The organism is Pantoea sp. PvP021, assembly GCF_054056055.1.
On the sequence record NZ_JBSRXX010000003.1, the window covers coordinates 147800 to 161709 of the forward strand.

Sequence of the window (13910 nt, forward strand, 5' to 3'; positions counted from 1 at the left end):
GGGAGCTTCAGACCGATCAGGCTATCCGTGAAACGCCTATGAGCAGGGAAGTTTAAGCTGATACGGAAACGCGTGATCTGGTCAGCAGGAAAACGACAGTCAAAGTCACGGACAGGACCACTGTAATCGGAACGGCGTCACTGATGGCCGGAGCAATTCAGCACGTTACTACCGGCAGTTACAGCATGGCCACGCAGCAGAGCCAGCTGATTACAGTGGGCGGCAATGCGGAAACGGACATCACCGGTAGCGCGGCAATAGAAGTCGGGCAGGCGCTGACGGAAAAAATCGGCCAGCTGCGCCAGAGCATAGCCGGGACGCGTCAGGAAATTATCGCGCCAGTTGTGTAGATTGGTTCAGAGAAGATTAACGTGGCCCAGCTGATGCTTGATACCGTGGCGCTTGTGCAGCAGCTGGCCAGCCATACGCACCCGTCAACCGGGCAGCCCACGAACAGCAGCGACATCGCACAGAGCAGCCAGCAGGCCGCCGCGCTCATTACGAAATATTCACCCGTCATCGGCAAGTAAGCCAGCATACTAACCCGCTATCGCAGCGGGTTTTTTATTGCCCGTCACCAGAACGCCTCAGACGCACGATGCGCCACGCAAAGGCGCGCCCTTCAAGCAAGACAACCATAAACAGATCATCCGCACAGCGCGGCACTGGCTGCGCGTCAGCACGGCAAAATAATCGTCCGGCAGACAAAATCGGCGCTACACCGCACCCGCCTGCAGGTTTTGGATCATAAAAATTTTTCAGTTTTATTTTTCTACAAACCGGTATGGCAGAGCGCGCTGCTGCTGGCTTTATTCCGGAGTTCGGTAACTGAAAACTTTGAAAGAGATTTCAGTGTTTTTCAGTTTTAAGGATCTCGAATGGATCTAAATAAAAATGCATGAGCATGAAATTTAAGGATATTGTCTATTTTGTGTCGCTATTGGATCTTTAAGAGATCTCAGTTGGTTAAAGCCATTATCCAACAAAATCCAGCAGTGGCAGGGGGTTGGGGAATTTCAGAGCGCTAAGGGCAACTGAAAAGCACGAAATAAAATTACTGTTATTATATACAGTAATTAATTGTGTATGAGGATAACAGAATGAAGAAAATTTCCATTAACGGCGCGCTTTTTTTGTTCATGGCGCGAGGTGAAAAACTAACTGAAGATGCGATCTGGAATGAAGCATGGGGACCGCATAACAGATACGTGTTTTGGCCGCGGGGTGAGTTTTGGGATGTACGATTTAAAAAAGTTGAAAATGGAAAACTGGAATGGTTACCCGTTGCAGATGGACCAATTGCGAATGAAGGAGAGGCTTGGCAGGCAGCTTATTCACATTGGAATGAGCTGCCTGTTTACCATCAAATAAAAATTTAATAGCTAACTATTTAGTGAGCTTTTTATGGGTAGTTGCTTCTTCAAAGTCTTTATAACAGCGCTCTCTGGTTTTTATTGCACTCTCAAGAGATTTATTAATTTGCGAAAGCAAAGAGTTTTCATCGATGTTGTTACTATCATTTTGCTCGACACCTAATTCAATTATGCAATCCGAGGCAAGTTTCAGGCTTATCTCTGATTGGTGACTAATCATGTTAAATATATTTGATGCTAATTGGCCCTCTCTTTTCCACCAATCTTTAACAAACATTTCCAGCTCAAATAGTGAATCATAGTAAATGACTAACTTTACGGCTTTGTTGCCTGATAAGTGTTGAAGCTGCGGAGCCTGAGGATAAAGAAGGGGTAAGTAAGGAAGAAAGTCTTCTTTTTGGTCTCCTAATGCTACGGGTTCATGGTGACCTGAGCTAAGTGAGCCGCCAGATTTTATTCTGTTATTGTTTTCAGATGCATTCATGCTGTAGTTAACAATAGCTCTCTGTTGAATATAAATAAGCCGTTTGATTGTTCTAATCAATTCTGGACTGAGATAACTAACAGCTTCAACTTCCTTTAGTTGTTTAGAGGCCGCATCTTTTTTTCTTGAATTAAAGTCTGAAATCCATGCACCTAATAATGATGCTCCAGCTCCGAATAATGCTCCGGATGCGGCGGTGTACTTTGTAGTTGAAAGAAATATCATGCCTAAACAAAAGAGGAAAAGAGAAGGGCCTAAATGCGGATTGGTTCTGAAAAAAAATTGAGCATTTTGCATTAACTCTTTGACCTTTGCGCCTTGGATTTTCATGCCTTTGCCATTTCCTGCTTAGTTTGAAAAAACTCGATTAGAAGGGAGGGGCCAAAACTAGTGCGACATTTGCTTCTTTAAACTAAAAAGCCACCTGCAATAAGGTGGCTTAACTAGATGAAATCAATAAAAAAATTTGGTGGCCCCTGCTGGGCTTGAACCAGCGACCAAGCGATTATGAGTCGCCTGCTCTAACCACTGAGCTAAGGGGCCAGCGGAGCGGGGATTATAAAGTATCTCTTCAGGGCAATCCAGCACTCAGCCATCGGTTGCTGAAATAAGCAGCAGTGATTTAGCTGCTGATTTCTATAACAAATCTGGCGAACCGCGATCCCGAAGTCGCAAACAGGCACGGATAATGCTTCTCCGTGCCTTTAGTGAAACCGGACTTCAGTCGTTATGGCTGATGGCTGACTCAGCTCTGACGATAACGGGATGCTGATTGATTCCGTGAAAGGTGGGGAACCATTGTGCCACGAGCCTGATCGTAGTCGTGCCACATCTGCAGATCTTCCAGCGCCGGAATAGTTACCGTCTCCTTGCTGTCGAGTCCGGCAAGCGCGGCGTCCACCATCTCATCAACGTCCATCAGCATTTCAGCCGGAATGTCATTAATAGACTGGCCTGCGCGGTCGAAAATCTCCGTACGGGTCGCACCGGGTAACACCGCCTGTACCTGCACGCCGCTCTCTGCGAGTTCACGCTGCATCGCACGCGTCAGAGTTAGTACATAAGACTTAGTGGCGTTATAAGCGCCGTTGAACATCTCGTGCACCAGCGACAACACCGAGGCGATATTGATAATGATGCCGTTACCGCGTGCTTTGAAAGCCCGGCCAGCCGCCTGTGCCAGACGGGTGGGTGCCAGAATATTTAACGCCAGCATGCTGTTAATGCGTGTGATGTCCGCCTCAAGAAACTCTCCCTCAACGTTCATGCCCGCGTTGTTCAGCAGCAGCGTAATCTGTGCGTTGTTCGCGAGCTCCGACTCCACGCGTTGCAGATCCTGCTCGTGCGTTAAGTCAGCCGCCATAACCGTCACCCGAATATCGTGCTGCTTTGCCAGTGTGTCAGCCAGGGTGGTGAGCCGCCCCTGATCGCGTGCAACCAGAATCAAATCATAACCGCGTGCTGCCAGTCGTTTTGCATAGGTCGCACCGATACCGCTGGATGCGCCGGTGATTAAAGCTGTGCCTGATTGTGACATCTCTTTTTCCTCGTATGATGGTCGTCATAATAGCTATCAATATGACGATCATCATATCTGTCGTCAAGCTGGAATATGATGACCGTAATAATTACTATAATAGCCAGACGCTACGTAGCAGATACCGCAGGAGATGAGATGGAGAAGCAGAGCAGCAAAGCGCATACGCGGCGGCGTATCCTTGATGAGGCGGCGCGCGTGATGCGTGAAACCGGCACCGAAGGAATTGGTGTAGCGGCGCTGATGAAGCGGGTCGGTCTGACACATGGCGGTTTTTATGCGCATTTTACCTCACGCGAGGAGCTGGTTGAGGAGGTGCTGAAGCATATGTTTGCTGAAGCCGATACCTTAAAGCCCGCGGAGTCCGTGACCCAGCCAGCGCAACAGCTGGCAGATTTTATTGATAGCTATCTTTCCGAGGCGCATCGCAATGCACCAGCGCAGGGCTGTCCATTAGCCGCTCTGGTGAGTGAAGTAGCTCATCTTCCACAGCCGACACGGCAGATCTTCGCACAGGGCTTTAATGCGATGCACGGCAGTCTGACGCAGATATTACGTGAGTTGAAGTTGCCCGATGCGGAAGCGCTGGCCTCCAGCATGCTGGCAGAGATGGTTGGCGCGCTGGCGCTGGCGCGCGCCTGTCCGGATGCAGAGCAGGCCAGCCAGATGCTGCAACGCAGCCGCGATGCGCTGAAGCAGCGAACGCTGGAGGTGGCGGCATGAGTGAACACGCGATCCGCGACATCATCACCTCCGGTCTTGATGTGCTGTTCTGTGGCATTAATCCGGGTCAGTCAACGGCCCATCAGGGGTTTCACTTTGCGCATCCCGGCAACCGGTTCTGGAAAGTGATCCATCTGGCGGGATTCACCCAGCAGCAGCTGAAGCCGGAAGAGGAGCAGCGCTTAACGGAGACCGGCTGCGGCATCACCATGCTGGTTGAGCGGCCCACAGTGCAGGCGAGTGAGTTAGCGCCTGATGAGCTGCGCGATGGCGGCAAACGGCTGATGGAAAAGGTACTGGATTACCAGCCGGCTGCGCTGGCGATTCTGGGTAAGGATGCGTTTCGTCGTGCTTTTAAACAGAGTAAAGTCGAATGGGGCAAACAGCCGATATGTATGGGGAAAACGCAGGTATGGGTGTTACCGAATCCCAGCGGCCTTAATCGCGCATCTCTGGAAGAGATGGTAGAGGCGTATCGTCAGCTCTATGTGGAACTGCATGCGGGGAACGAATGAATCTGCGCAGGGCAGGGGAGAGGCAGTAACAGGCAGGCATAAAAAACCCCGGCGAACCGGGGTTTTTGTCTGACTTAATCGTCGAGGAAGCTGCGCAGCACTTCCGAACGGCTCGGATGGCGCAGTTTACGCAGAGCTTTGGCTTCAATCTGACGAATACGCTCACGCGTAACGTCGAACTGTTTGCCCACTTCTTCCAGCGTATGGTCAGTGTTCATATCGATACCGAAACGCATGCGCAGCACTTTCGCTTCGCGCGCGGTCAGGCCAGCCAGCACGTCATGGGTCGCAGAACGCAGGCTCTCTGAGGTAGCAGAATCCAGCGGCAGCTCCAGCGTGGTGTCTTCGATAAAATCGCCCAGATGTGAATCTTCATCATCACCAATCGGCGTCTCCATAGAGATCGGCTCTTTAGCGATTTTCAGCACTTTGCGGATTTTATCTTCTGGCATCAGCATACGTTCGGCCAGCTCTTCCGGCGTGGGTTCGCGGCCCATCTCCTGCAGCATCTGGCGTGAAATACGGTTGAGCTTGTTGATGGTCTCAATCATATGCACCGGAATACGGATGGTACGCGCCTGGTCGGCGATAGAGCGGGTGATAGCCTGACGGATCCACCAGGTCGCATAGGTCGAGAACTTGTAACCACGGCGATATTCAAACTTATCTACCGCTTTCATCAGGCCGATATTACCTTCCTGAATCAGGTCAAGGAACTGCAGACCGCGGTTGGTATATTTCTTGGCAATCGAAATAACCAGACGCAGGTTAGCTTCCACCATCTCTTTCTTGGCACGACGGGCTTTAGCTTCACCGATCGACATGCGACGGTTAATGTCTTTGACCTGTTCAATGGTCAGACCGGTCTCTTCTTCAACCTGCGCCAGCTTCTGCAGGGAACGTGTCACGTCATCCTGCACTTCCAGCAGCTTTTCAGACCACGGCTTGTTCATGGCCAGTGCGGCTTTGAACCAGGTTTCATTGGTTTCGTTGCCGGTAAACAGCGTGATGAAGTTTTTCTTCGGCATTTTGCACAGCTCAATACAGAGCTTCATGATCAGACGTTCCTGCGTACGGACGCGTTCCATCATGGTGCGCATGCTGCCTACCAGGTAATCGAACTGCTTCGGTACCAGGCGGAACTGCTTGAAGACATCAGAGAGGTTCTGGATTTCAGCAACGGCGGCAGCATGACTGCGACCTTTGCTTTTAATCACTGCGCGGGTAGTTTCATATTGCTTACGCAGGTCAGAAAACTTCTCGCGCGCCAGTTCCGGATCGATTGAGTTATCGTCGTCGGAGCTGTCATCATCCTCCTCATCTTCTTCTTCATCGTCCTTACGATCGGCTTCAGAAAGTTCAGAGCCCACGTGCGTTGCCGTTGGGGCGATATCTTCTTCTGCGTTAGGATCGACGAAACCGGTGATCAGATCGGAGAGGCGTGATTCGCCTGCTTCAACTTTGTCGTACTGATCCAGAAGATACGTAATCGCTTCAGGGTATTCGGCTACAGAACACTGAACCTGGTTGATACCGTCTTCAATACGCTTAGCGATGTCAATTTCGCCTTCGCGCGTCAGCAGTTCAACGGTACCCATTTCACGCATATACATGCGGACCGGGTCAGTGGTACGCCCGATTTCAGATTCAACGCTGGATAACACCTGAGCGGCAGCTTCCGCGGCATCTTCGTCAGTATCGGAGCTGTTTTCGTTCAGCATCAGATCGTCGGCATCCGGGGCTTCTTCAACCACCTGAATACCCATGTCGTTAATCATCTGGATGATGTCTTCGATCTGATCTGAGTCGACGATATCTTCCGGCAGATGGTCATTGACCTCAGCATAGGTCAGATAGCCTTGCTCCTTACCACGGGTGACAAGAAGCTTGAGCTGTGACTGCGGGTTTTGCTCCATAAGACGGTATCCACACTTCTGTTAAATTAGATTGGTGTCGGTCGGCAGCGAGCCAACAATAGCAGTAAAGGCATTTAATTCTTGCCGCTGCCTTCGTCGCGGCGTGGGCTTTGCCCATCAGTAATCGGCACTTAAGCCGCTTGTATAAACTCTGTGCTAAGGGCCTGGCTTACTTGCCATTCTGCTCCCCGGCAGTGCTCGCTTTCCTCACGTACTTCAGTACGCTCCGGAAGCTGTGCGCTGGCGGTGACCAGACTGGCTTCGACGCCTGCGGCCTTTAAACTATGTGCTGCGGGCCTGGCTTACTCGCCATTCTTATCCCCGGCAGTGCTCGCTTTCCTTACGTACTTCAGTACGCTCCGGAAGCTGTGCGCTGGCGGTGACCAGACTGGCTTCGACGCCTGTGGCCTTTAACTTGTGGTACTGCGGACTATTTCGGTACCGGCATCACTCACGGTAGTGAAACAGCTGGCAGCACTAAAACAGGCAATCTGCCCTTTCATCTGTCAGAACGGGCAGCGTGCTGAAAACAGTTACTTTCTGGCAAACGCCTGACTGAGTGTCCAGAGTTCCCGGCGCTCATCGGCGCTCAGTCCCTGGGTGCGTTCACGCGCAATCAAAAACTCCAGGCGCTCTTCAAGAGCAGAGTCGTAGATGCTGGCCAGCGAGTCCTGAAACACCGCTTCGGCTTCCTCATCTACTATCATGTGGTTCCAGATCGCCAGTGTTTCAAGCGTCTGACTAAAATTTGTTCCGCGATATAACTCTAGTAGCTGACCGGTGGTCAATCCAGGATTCTCATTACAACGGCCCACTAATTCAATAAATAGCGGTAAACCCGGCATTTTTGACTCAGACAGCCCATCAAGCGAAGGCACCAGGGTGGCCAACTGCGGACTCTGAATCAGCAACGCGATCAGCACGCGCATAGTGGTACGCTTCAGCGGTGGTGCTACCGGCGTCGTTCCGCTTGCGGCCAGCTTCGGCATCAGCTTTTCAAGCTGATTGTCGTCAAGAATACCCAGTTTATTCCCCAGTTCCTGACGCATATAAATACGTAAGGTCTCACCAGGGATCTGCGTAATCAGCGGTAAAGCCAGCGTGCTCAGGCGCGCTTTTCCGTCGCGTGAGCTCAGATCCACCTGCGGCAGCAGACTATCAAATAAAAACGAAGAGAGCGGCATCGCCTGCTCCATCCTCGCTTCGAAGGCGTCTTTACCCTCTTTGCGTACCAGCGTATCCGGGTCTTCACCATCGGGTAAAAACATAAAGCGTAGCTGACGACCATCATTCATGTAAGGCAATGCGGTTTCAAGCGCACGCCATGCCGCTTCACGACCAGCCCTGTCGCCGTCGTAACAGCAGATCACGGTGTCGGTACTGCGAAACAGCAACTGAATGTGTTCAGCAGTGGTGGAGGTGCCTAATGACGCGACGGCATAATCTATCCCGTACTGCGCCAGCGCAACCACGTCCATGTATCCCTCAACCACTAACAGGCGGGCGGGTTCAGGATGGTTCTTAACGGCTTCATAGAGGCCATAGAGCTGGCGGCCTTTATGGAAAATAGGTGTTTCCGGCGAGTTCAGATACTTCGGCGTATCGTTACCCAGCACGCGTCCGCCAAAACCTATGACGCGTCCACGCTTATCGCGGATCGGAAACATGACGCGGTCGCGAAACCGGTCATAAGTACGGCCTTTGTCATTGCTGACCAGCATGCCCGCTTCCATCAATGACTCGCGATCTTCCGATTGCTTACCAAAACGCTTGAGAACGTTATCCCAGCCGGCTGGCGCGTAACCTATGGCGAAGTGATTGATGATTTCGGCGCTCAGACCACGACGATCAAGATAGTCGCGTGCTGGCTGCGCACTGGATTGCTGCAGACCCTGCTGATAAAAACCGTTCAGGTTCTCCATCAGCTGATACAGGCTCTGGCGCTGATGGCGTTCCATCTGGCTGGGCCCGCTGCCTGCTTCATAAGGCACGTCTAAACCGTGGGAAGTGGCTAACTCTTCAATACTTTCCACAAACTCCAGACGATCAAAGTTCATTAAAAAGTCGATAGCGTTGCCGTGTGCACCACAGCCGAAACAGTGATAGAACTGCTTTTCGCCGTTTACGGTGAAAGAGGGCGTTTTTTCATTATGGAAAGGACAGCACGCATGGAAATTCTTACCCTGCTTTTTCAGCTTAACGCGGGCATCGATAAGATCCACGATATCCGTGCGGGCAAGTAAATCGTTGATAAATACGCGTGGAATTCGTCCAGCCATACGCCCCAGATTTTCAGCTCATAAACGGCAACAAGCCGCGCTTCCTTTCGGAAAGCACGGCCTTTTACTTGACTCTGTCTGCGTGAATCACGCGGTGGAGGCGGACCTCCGGAACGACTTAGTACAGACGAGTGCGGCGTGCGTTTTCGCGAGCCAGTTTCTTGGCGTGACGCTTAACTGCTGACGCTTTAGCGCGCTTACGTTCGGTAGTCGGTTTTTCATAGAACTCACGACGACGAACTTCAGCCAGAACGCCTGCTTTCTCGCATGAACGCTTGAAGCGACGCAGTGCTACGTCAAATGGCTCGTTTTCACGTACTTTAATTACCGGCATGTAACTCTCACCTCGATAAAATTCGGTTTTTGCTGCTGACTGCGGCGCCAGCACATTTCAAAATGGTGCAGCATTTTACTCCAACTCAAGTTGGTTTGTAAAGCACCATGGATAATTTGAAACCAACAGGAGCGTTTGCCTGTGCGGCTGCCGGTTTTTCCAGGGGCGGGAGTATAGCGCACTCTTTAGCCGACAGAAAATGACTTTTTACGGTGGATGCCCGCGCTGCACATCCAATTGCTGTGATAAACTGCGCGCCGCAAGAATGAGGTGATGCAATGCGAATTCTGGGTATTGAAACGTCGTGCGATGAAACCGGCATCGCAATCTATGATGACGAGGCCGGATTACTGGCTAACCAACTCTACAGCCAGGTAAAACTGCACGCCGATTATGGCGGTGTGGTGCCGGAACTGGCCTCACGTGATCACGTGCGTAAAACCGTGCCGTTGATTCAGGCTGCGCTGAAAGAGGCCGGTCTGGAGCCGCAGCAGATCGACGCGGTGGCTTACACGGCAGGCCCTGGACTGGTCGGTGCGCTGCTGGTTGGTGCCACCATTGGCCGCGCCCTGGCGTTTGCCTGGAAAGTCCCCGCCGTGCCGGTCCACCATATGGAAGGCCATCTGCTGGCACCGATGCTGGAAGAGAATCCGCCGGAATTTCCGTTTGTTGCACTCCTGGTGTCGGGCGGACATACGCAGCTGATTAGCGTCACCGGCATTGGTGAATATGCGCTGCTGGGTGAATCGATCGATGATGCGGCGGGTGAAGCGTTCGACAAAACGGCCAAGCTGCTTGGGCTGGATTATCCGGGCGGACCAATGCTGTCGAAGATGGCGCAGCAGGGCACGGCGGGACGTTTTACCTTCCCGCGTCCGATGACCGATCGTCCGGGCCTGGATTTCAGCTTCTCCGGCCTGAAAACCTTTGCCGCTAATACCATCCGCGCCAATGATGATGATGCTCAGACCCGTGCTGACATCGCCCGCGCCTTTGAAGACGCGGTGGTGGATACGCTGTCGATAAAATGTAAGCGTGCGCTGGATCAGACCGGCTTTAAGCGTCTGGTGATTGCCGGTGGCGTCAGCGCTAACCGCACACTGCGCGAGCAGATGGCGATCATGATGCAAAAGCGCGGCGGCGAAGTGTTCTACGCCCGCCCGGAGTTCTGTACCGATAACGGTGCGATGATCGCGTATGCGGGCATGGTGCGGTTAAAAGGCGGAACGCGGGGAGAGTTAAGCGTCAGCGTGCGACCGCGCTGGCCGCTGTCGGAACTGCCCGCCATCTGATGTGAAAAAAGCCGGCTTGCCGGCTTTTTTTATGGCTGAGATTTCTTTTTGCGCTTCCAGATCTTGCCTTCCTGACCCCGCCACAGCCGCTGAATATTATCGTGATGACGCAGCAGGATCAGACAGGAGAGCATGGAAACCGGGAAGGTGAACTGCGGTTTGAACCACCACACATAAAAAGGCGCGATCAGCGCGCTGACGATGGCACCCAGCGAGGAATAGCCGCTGAGTAAGACCGTTAACAGCCAGGTGCCGGTGACCAGCCCGGTTAAGTCCCAGCCAATCGGCGCAATCGCGCCAAATGCCGTCGCCACACCCTTGCCACCGCGAAAGTGAAAGAATACCGGATAGATATGACCCAGACAGGCGGCGATGGCGGTCAGGCCCAGATAGAGCGGAGTCACGTGCATCAGATAGGCCAGCCAGACCGGCACCATCCCTTTCAGCACATCAAACACTAATACGCTGGCTGCTGCGGTTTTACCGCCCAGACGCAGGACGTTGGTGGCACCCGGATTGCCGGAACCGTGTGTGCGCGGATCGGGCAGGCCAGCGAGTTTGCAAACCAGAATCGCACTGGAAATCGAACCGCAAAGATACGCGAAAATAATCATACCAAGCGCGAAAGCACTCATAACACCGTACCGTTCCCTTTAGGGTCGTTTTGATCTCTTTAACCGTGGATAATACGCATAATCAGCCGGAAGTGGTATCCGGCTTAGCCAAAAACAGAGACTCTCATCATGGATATCGTATTTATAGAACAACTCACGGTCTTCACCACTATTGGCGTTTACGACTGGGAACAGGGCATACAGCAGAAGCTGGTGCTCGATGTCGAAATGGCCTGGGATAACCGTCTGGCGGCCAGTAGCGACGATGTGAAAGATTGTCTGAGCTATGCGGATGTCTCCTCGGCGATTCTGACGCATCTTACCGGCAGTCGTTTTGCGCTGGTTGAACGGGTTGCTGAAGAAATCGCGGATCTGTTGATGAACCGTTTCAATTCGCCTGGCGTCCGCATAAAGGTAAGCAAACCGGGGGCTGTAGCCCAGGCAGCACAGGTTGGCGTGCGAATTGAGCGCGGGACTATTCCTAAATAAATACGATGTGATTGCCATCACAATGAAACCAAACCAAATTACTGTCTGTCATAGCGTGTACCGTTTCGTTACAGCAGGCGAAATGGTGTAGACCTTAAGGTTTAATTCAGGCTGATAGCGGCATGATTTCAGGCGATAGCCACGCGCTACCGCCTTTTTAATGGTTTTGAAACGGATAGAGGAAACATTTGATGGCAGATATTCATCAGCTTTGGGTAGCTGCAATCCTGGGCGTTGTGGAAGGGCTGACCGAATTTTTACCGGTCTCTTCCACAGGGCACATGATTATAGTGGGTCACCTGCTGGGCTTTGAGGGTGAAAAAGCCGAGACCTTTGAAGTTGTGATCCAGTTAGGATCGATTCTGGCTGTAGTAGTGATGTTCTGGCGCCGTCTGTTTGGCCTGATCGGCATCCACTTTGGCGAAGTCAAACATGAAGGCGTCGGCACTGGCCGTCTGTCGCTGATCCATATCCTGCTGGGTATGGTACCGGCGGTGGTCGTGGGTCTGGTGCTGCACGATCAGATCAAAACGCTGTTTAATCCGATCAACGTGATGTACGCCCTGGTGGTAGGTGGTGTGCTGCTGCTGGCAGCTGAGTACCTTAAGCCAAAACAGCCGAAAGCGGTGGGCGTCGATGATATTACCTATCGTCAGGCGTTTATGATTGGCTGTTTCCAGTGCTTAGCGCTGTGGCCGGGCTTCTCACGTTCCGGTGCAACCATCTCCGGTGGCATGCTGATGGGCGTGAGCCGCTATGCCGCGTCGGAGTTCTCCTTCATCCTGGCGGTGCCAATGATGATGGGTGCGACCGTACTGGATATGTACAAGAGCATCGGCTTCCTGACGATGGCGGATTTCCCGATGTTTGCGGTGGGCTTTGTCACGGCGTTTATCGTGGCGCTGATTGCGATTAAAGCTTTCCTTCAGCTGATCAAACGCATCTCGTTTGTTTCGTTCGCGATCTACCGTTTTATTGTGGCAGCCGCGGTTTACATGGTCTTCATGTAAAGCCCACGCAGCCTGCTAGTCAGGCTGCGTAATCGCCAGACCCTGCGCGACGGCGTCAATCCGTCGTCGCGTCAACTCTTCCCGCACTTCTGCACCTTTAAATCCCGCTTCGACCACCGCTTTGGTCGGCACCGCCTGCGCCAGCGCAAAAGCACGACGCAGATAGTCACCCTGCGGATAAGGCATGCTCTCCAGTCCGGCTCGCCCGCGCGCATCCGCTTCACTGGTCAGCGCCATCTGCTCAACGCGCTGTGGCTTGCGCCAGGCATCGATTCGGTCAAACAGTGCTACCAGCGACGCGGCAGATTGCCGTTCAATGGTGTGCACCACGTCGTGAAATTCGGTCACAATCAGCGCCAGATCGCGAATCGCGTTTGGTACCCGCAGTCGCTGGCACAGCGCCTCGACCAGGGGAACACCCGCCAGGCCATGACCGTGGTGGCTGGGCCACAGCTCAGGCGGCGTCAGCGCCTTGCCGACGTCATGGAACAGCGTGGCGAAGCGCACCTCGATCTCACTGGAGAGGGCGGCGGCCATCGCCAGTGTCATCAGCGTATGGACGCCGGTATCGATTTCCGGGTGCCACTTAATCGGCGCAGGAATACCAAACAGATTATCCAGCTCAGGAAACAGCACCTGCAATGCACCGCAGTCGCGCAGGACCTGAAAATAGACCTGCGGATTACGGGAACTCAGCGCCTTTTCCGTCTCTTTCCACACCCGCTCAGCAGTGAGATTCGACAGCTCGCCGCTTTCGGCCATCTGCTGCATCAGCAGCTGGGTTTCGGGGGCAATACGAAAGTTGAGATGGGCAAAACGCGCCGCGAAGCGCGCAACGCGCAGTACCCGCAGCGGATCTTCACTGAAGGCGTCGGAGACGTGACGCAGCAGGCGCAGGGCAATATCACGCTGGCCATTATAAGGATCAACCAGCACGCCGTTTTCATCCTGCGCAATCGCATTGATGGTCAGATCGCGGCGCTGTAAGTCCTGCTCCAGCGTCACGTCGGGCGCGGACCAGGTGACAAAACCGGTGTAGCCTTTCCCGTTTTTCCGCTCGGTACGTGCCAGCGCATACTCTTCGCGACTGACGGGATGCAGGAAAACGGGAAAATCGCGACCGACCTGGTGATAGCCCTGCTCAAGCATGGCTTCGGGCGTGGAACCTGTCACCACCCAATCTTTGTCTGTAACCGGCAGATTCAGCAGCGCATCACGCACCGCACCGCCAACAAGAAACGTCTTCACGCAAAACTCCAGAGAAAAAGAAATGACCTGCACGCCGGGCGCGTCCCGCGCCTGAAATCAGCTGTGCATATCATTTTATTGTTGCACAGATTCCCC

Annotated in this window: 15 protein-coding genes and 1 tRNA gene; 8 read left to right on the plus strand and 8 right to left on the minus strand. The window is 53.0% G+C overall.

Features of this window, described 5'->3' with window-relative positions; genetic code table 11:
• The first annotated feature begins 143 nt into the window (after window positions 1-143).
• From ACVKSX_RS12295 to ACVKSX_RS12305, 3 genes are all read left to right on the plus strand, one after another.
• Entirely contained in the window at window positions 144-350 is a 207-nt protein-coding gene (locus ACVKSX_RS12295) for a hypothetical protein (RefSeq protein WP_354438905.1), read from the plus strand.
• A gap of 21 nt (window positions 351-371) precedes the next feature.
• Complete coding sequence (locus ACVKSX_RS12300) at window positions 372-530, plus strand: hypothetical protein (RefSeq protein WP_354438903.1); 159 nt, start codon at window positions 372-374, stop codon at window positions 528-530.
• 570 nt (window positions 531-1100) lie between these two features.
• A complete protein-coding gene (locus tag ACVKSX_RS12305; RefSeq protein WP_354438902.1) occupies window positions 1101-1379 on the plus strand; it encodes a hypothetical protein in 279 nt (92 codons plus the stop codon).
• 7 nt (window positions 1380-1386) lie between these two features.
• Here ACVKSX_RS12305 and ACVKSX_RS12310 read toward each other — a convergent pair whose 3' ends face one another.
• The 3 genes from ACVKSX_RS12310 to ACVKSX_RS12320 form a co-directional block, all read right to left on the minus strand.
• Window positions 1387-2187, minus strand: a complete 801-nt coding sequence (locus ACVKSX_RS12310; protein WP_354438901.1) for a hypothetical protein — start codon at window positions 2185-2187, stop codon at window positions 1387-1389.
• A gap of 137 nt (window positions 2188-2324) precedes the next feature.
• Window positions 2325-2400: transfer RNA gene (locus ACVKSX_RS12315), tRNA-Ile, on the minus strand.
• A 202-nt stretch (window positions 2401-2602) separates the two neighbouring features.
• Window positions 2603-3394: an SDR family NAD(P)-dependent oxidoreductase gene (locus tag ACVKSX_RS12320; RefSeq protein ID WP_354438899.1), complete on the minus strand. Its 792-nt coding sequence runs from the start codon at window positions 3392-3394 to the stop codon at window positions 2603-2605.
• A 138-nt stretch (window positions 3395-3532) separates the two neighbouring features.
• Here ACVKSX_RS12320 and ACVKSX_RS12325 point away from each other — a divergent pair, with 138 nt between their 5' ends.
• Both ACVKSX_RS12325 and mug read left to right on the plus strand, forming a co-directional pair.
• A complete protein-coding gene (locus tag ACVKSX_RS12325) occupies window positions 3533-4117 on the plus strand; it encodes a TetR/AcrR family transcriptional regulator (RefSeq protein WP_154210442.1) in 585 nt (194 codons plus the stop codon).
• On the plus strand, window positions 4114-4632 hold the full coding sequence (gene mug / locus ACVKSX_RS12330) for a G/U mismatch-specific DNA glycosylase (protein ID WP_111534643.1): 519 nt from the start codon (window positions 4114-4116) through the stop codon (window positions 4630-4632). The genes ACVKSX_RS12325 and mug overlap by 4 nt, the downstream gene beginning before the upstream one ends.
• Window positions 4633-4706: 74 nt before the next feature.
• Here mug and rpoD read toward each other — a convergent pair whose 3' ends face one another.
• The 3 genes from rpoD to rpsU all read right to left on the minus strand — a co-directional run bounded on the left by rpoD (window position 4707) and on the right by rpsU (window position 9161).
• A complete protein-coding gene (gene rpoD / locus ACVKSX_RS12335; RefSeq protein WP_010699749.1) occupies window positions 4707-6548 on the minus strand; it encodes an RNA polymerase sigma factor RpoD in 1842 nt (613 codons plus the stop codon).
• A gap of 533 nt (window positions 6549-7081) precedes the next feature.
• Window positions 7082-8827, minus strand: coding sequence for a DNA primase (gene dnaG / locus ACVKSX_RS12340; RefSeq protein WP_010699748.1), 1746 nt, complete (start codon window positions 8825-8827; stop codon window positions 7082-7084).
• Window positions 8828-8945: 118 nt separating this feature from the next.
• On the minus strand, window positions 8946-9161 hold the full coding sequence (gene rpsU, locus ACVKSX_RS12345; RefSeq protein ID WP_001144069.1) for a 30S ribosomal protein S21: 216 nt from the start codon (window positions 9159-9161) through the stop codon (window positions 8946-8948).
• Between the two features lie 278 nt (window positions 9162-9439).
• On the opposite strand from rpsU, the gene tsaD reads away from it, so the two are divergent.
• The gene (gene tsaD / locus ACVKSX_RS12350; protein ID WP_022623892.1) at window positions 9440-10453 is read left to right on the plus strand and encodes a tRNA (adenosine(37)-N6)-threonylcarbamoyltransferase complex transferase subunit TsaD; all 1014 of its coding nucleotides are present in this window, start codon (window positions 9440-9442) and stop codon (window positions 10451-10453) included.
• 29 nt (window positions 10454-10482) lie between these two features.
• Here tsaD and plsY read toward each other — a convergent pair whose 3' ends face one another.
• Window positions 10483-11088 carry a glycerol-3-phosphate 1-O-acyltransferase PlsY gene (gene plsY / locus ACVKSX_RS12355; protein WP_010249063.1) on the minus strand — a complete coding sequence of 202 codons (606 nt, stop codon included), beginning with the start codon at window positions 11086-11088 and terminating at the stop codon, window positions 10483-10485.
• A 108-nt stretch (window positions 11089-11196) separates the two neighbouring features.
• Here plsY and folB point away from each other — a divergent pair, with 108 nt between their 5' ends.
• Both folB and bacA read left to right on the plus strand, forming a co-directional pair.
• Complete coding sequence (gene folB, locus ACVKSX_RS12360) at window positions 11197-11556, plus strand: bifunctional dihydroneopterin aldolase/7,8-dihydroneopterin epimerase (protein ID WP_010249061.1); 360 nt, start codon at window positions 11197-11199, stop codon at window positions 11554-11556.
• Window positions 11557-11747: 191 nt separating this feature from the next.
• Window positions 11748-12566 carry an undecaprenyl-diphosphate phosphatase gene (bacA, locus tag ACVKSX_RS12365; protein WP_010249058.1) on the plus strand — a complete coding sequence of 273 codons (819 nt, stop codon included), beginning with the start codon at window positions 11748-11750 and terminating at the stop codon, window positions 12564-12566.
• A 15-nt stretch (window positions 12567-12581) separates the two neighbouring features.
• On the opposite strand, the gene ACVKSX_RS12370 is transcribed toward bacA, so the two are convergent.
• Window positions 12582-13814: a multifunctional CCA addition/repair protein gene (locus ACVKSX_RS12370; protein WP_045139609.1), complete on the minus strand. Its 1233-nt coding sequence runs from the start codon at window positions 13812-13814 to the stop codon at window positions 12582-12584.
• Window positions 13815-13910 lie beyond the last annotated feature (96 nt).

Excerpts from the sequence above, each read along its gene's own strand:
- rpoD (WP_010699749.1), bottom strand. The coding sequence starts at position 6,548 with ATGGAGCAAAACCCGCAGTCACAGCTCAAGCTTCTTGTCACCCGTGGT.
- ACVKSX_RS12310 (WP_354438901.1), bottom strand. The coding sequence starts at position 2,187 with ATGAAAATCCAAGGCGCAAAGGTCAAAGAGTTAATGCAAAATGCTCAA.
- ACVKSX_RS12305 (WP_354438902.1), top strand. The coding sequence starts at position 1,101 with ATGAAGAAAATTTCCATTAACGGCGCGCTTTTTTTGTTCATGGCGCGA.
- bacA (WP_010249058.1), top strand. The coding sequence starts at position 11,748 with ATGGCAGATATTCATCAGCTTTGGGTAGCTGCAATCCTGGGCGTTGTG.
- mug (WP_111534643.1), top strand. The coding sequence starts at position 4,114 with ATGAGTGAACACGCGATCCGCGACATCATCACCTCCGGTCTTGATGTG.
- dnaG (WP_010699748.1), bottom strand. The coding sequence starts at position 8,827 with ATGGCTGGACGAATTCCACGCGTATTTATCAACGATTTACTTGCCCGC.
- ACVKSX_RS12320 (WP_354438899.1), bottom strand. The coding sequence starts at position 3,394 with ATGTCACAATCAGGCACAGCTTTAATCACCGGCGCATCCAGCGGTATC.
- tsaD (WP_022623892.1), top strand. The coding sequence starts at position 9,440 with ATGCGAATTCTGGGTATTGAAACGTCGTGCGATGAAACCGGCATCGCA.
- rpsU (WP_001144069.1), bottom strand. The coding sequence starts at position 9,161 with ATGCCGGTAATTAAAGTACGTGAAAACGAGCCATTTGACGTAGCACTG.
- folB (WP_010249061.1), top strand. The coding sequence starts at position 11,197 with ATGGATATCGTATTTATAGAACAACTCACGGTCTTCACCACTATTGGC.
- ACVKSX_RS12325 (WP_154210442.1), top strand. The coding sequence starts at position 3,533 with ATGGAGAAGCAGAGCAGCAAAGCGCATACGCGGCGGCGTATCCTTGAT.
- ACVKSX_RS12295 (WP_354438905.1), top strand. The coding sequence starts at position 144 with ATGGCCGGAGCAATTCAGCACGTTACTACCGGCAGTTACAGCATGGCC.
- plsY (WP_010249063.1), bottom strand. The coding sequence starts at position 11,088 with ATGAGTGCTTTCGCGCTTGGTATGATTATTTTCGCGTATCTTTGCGGT.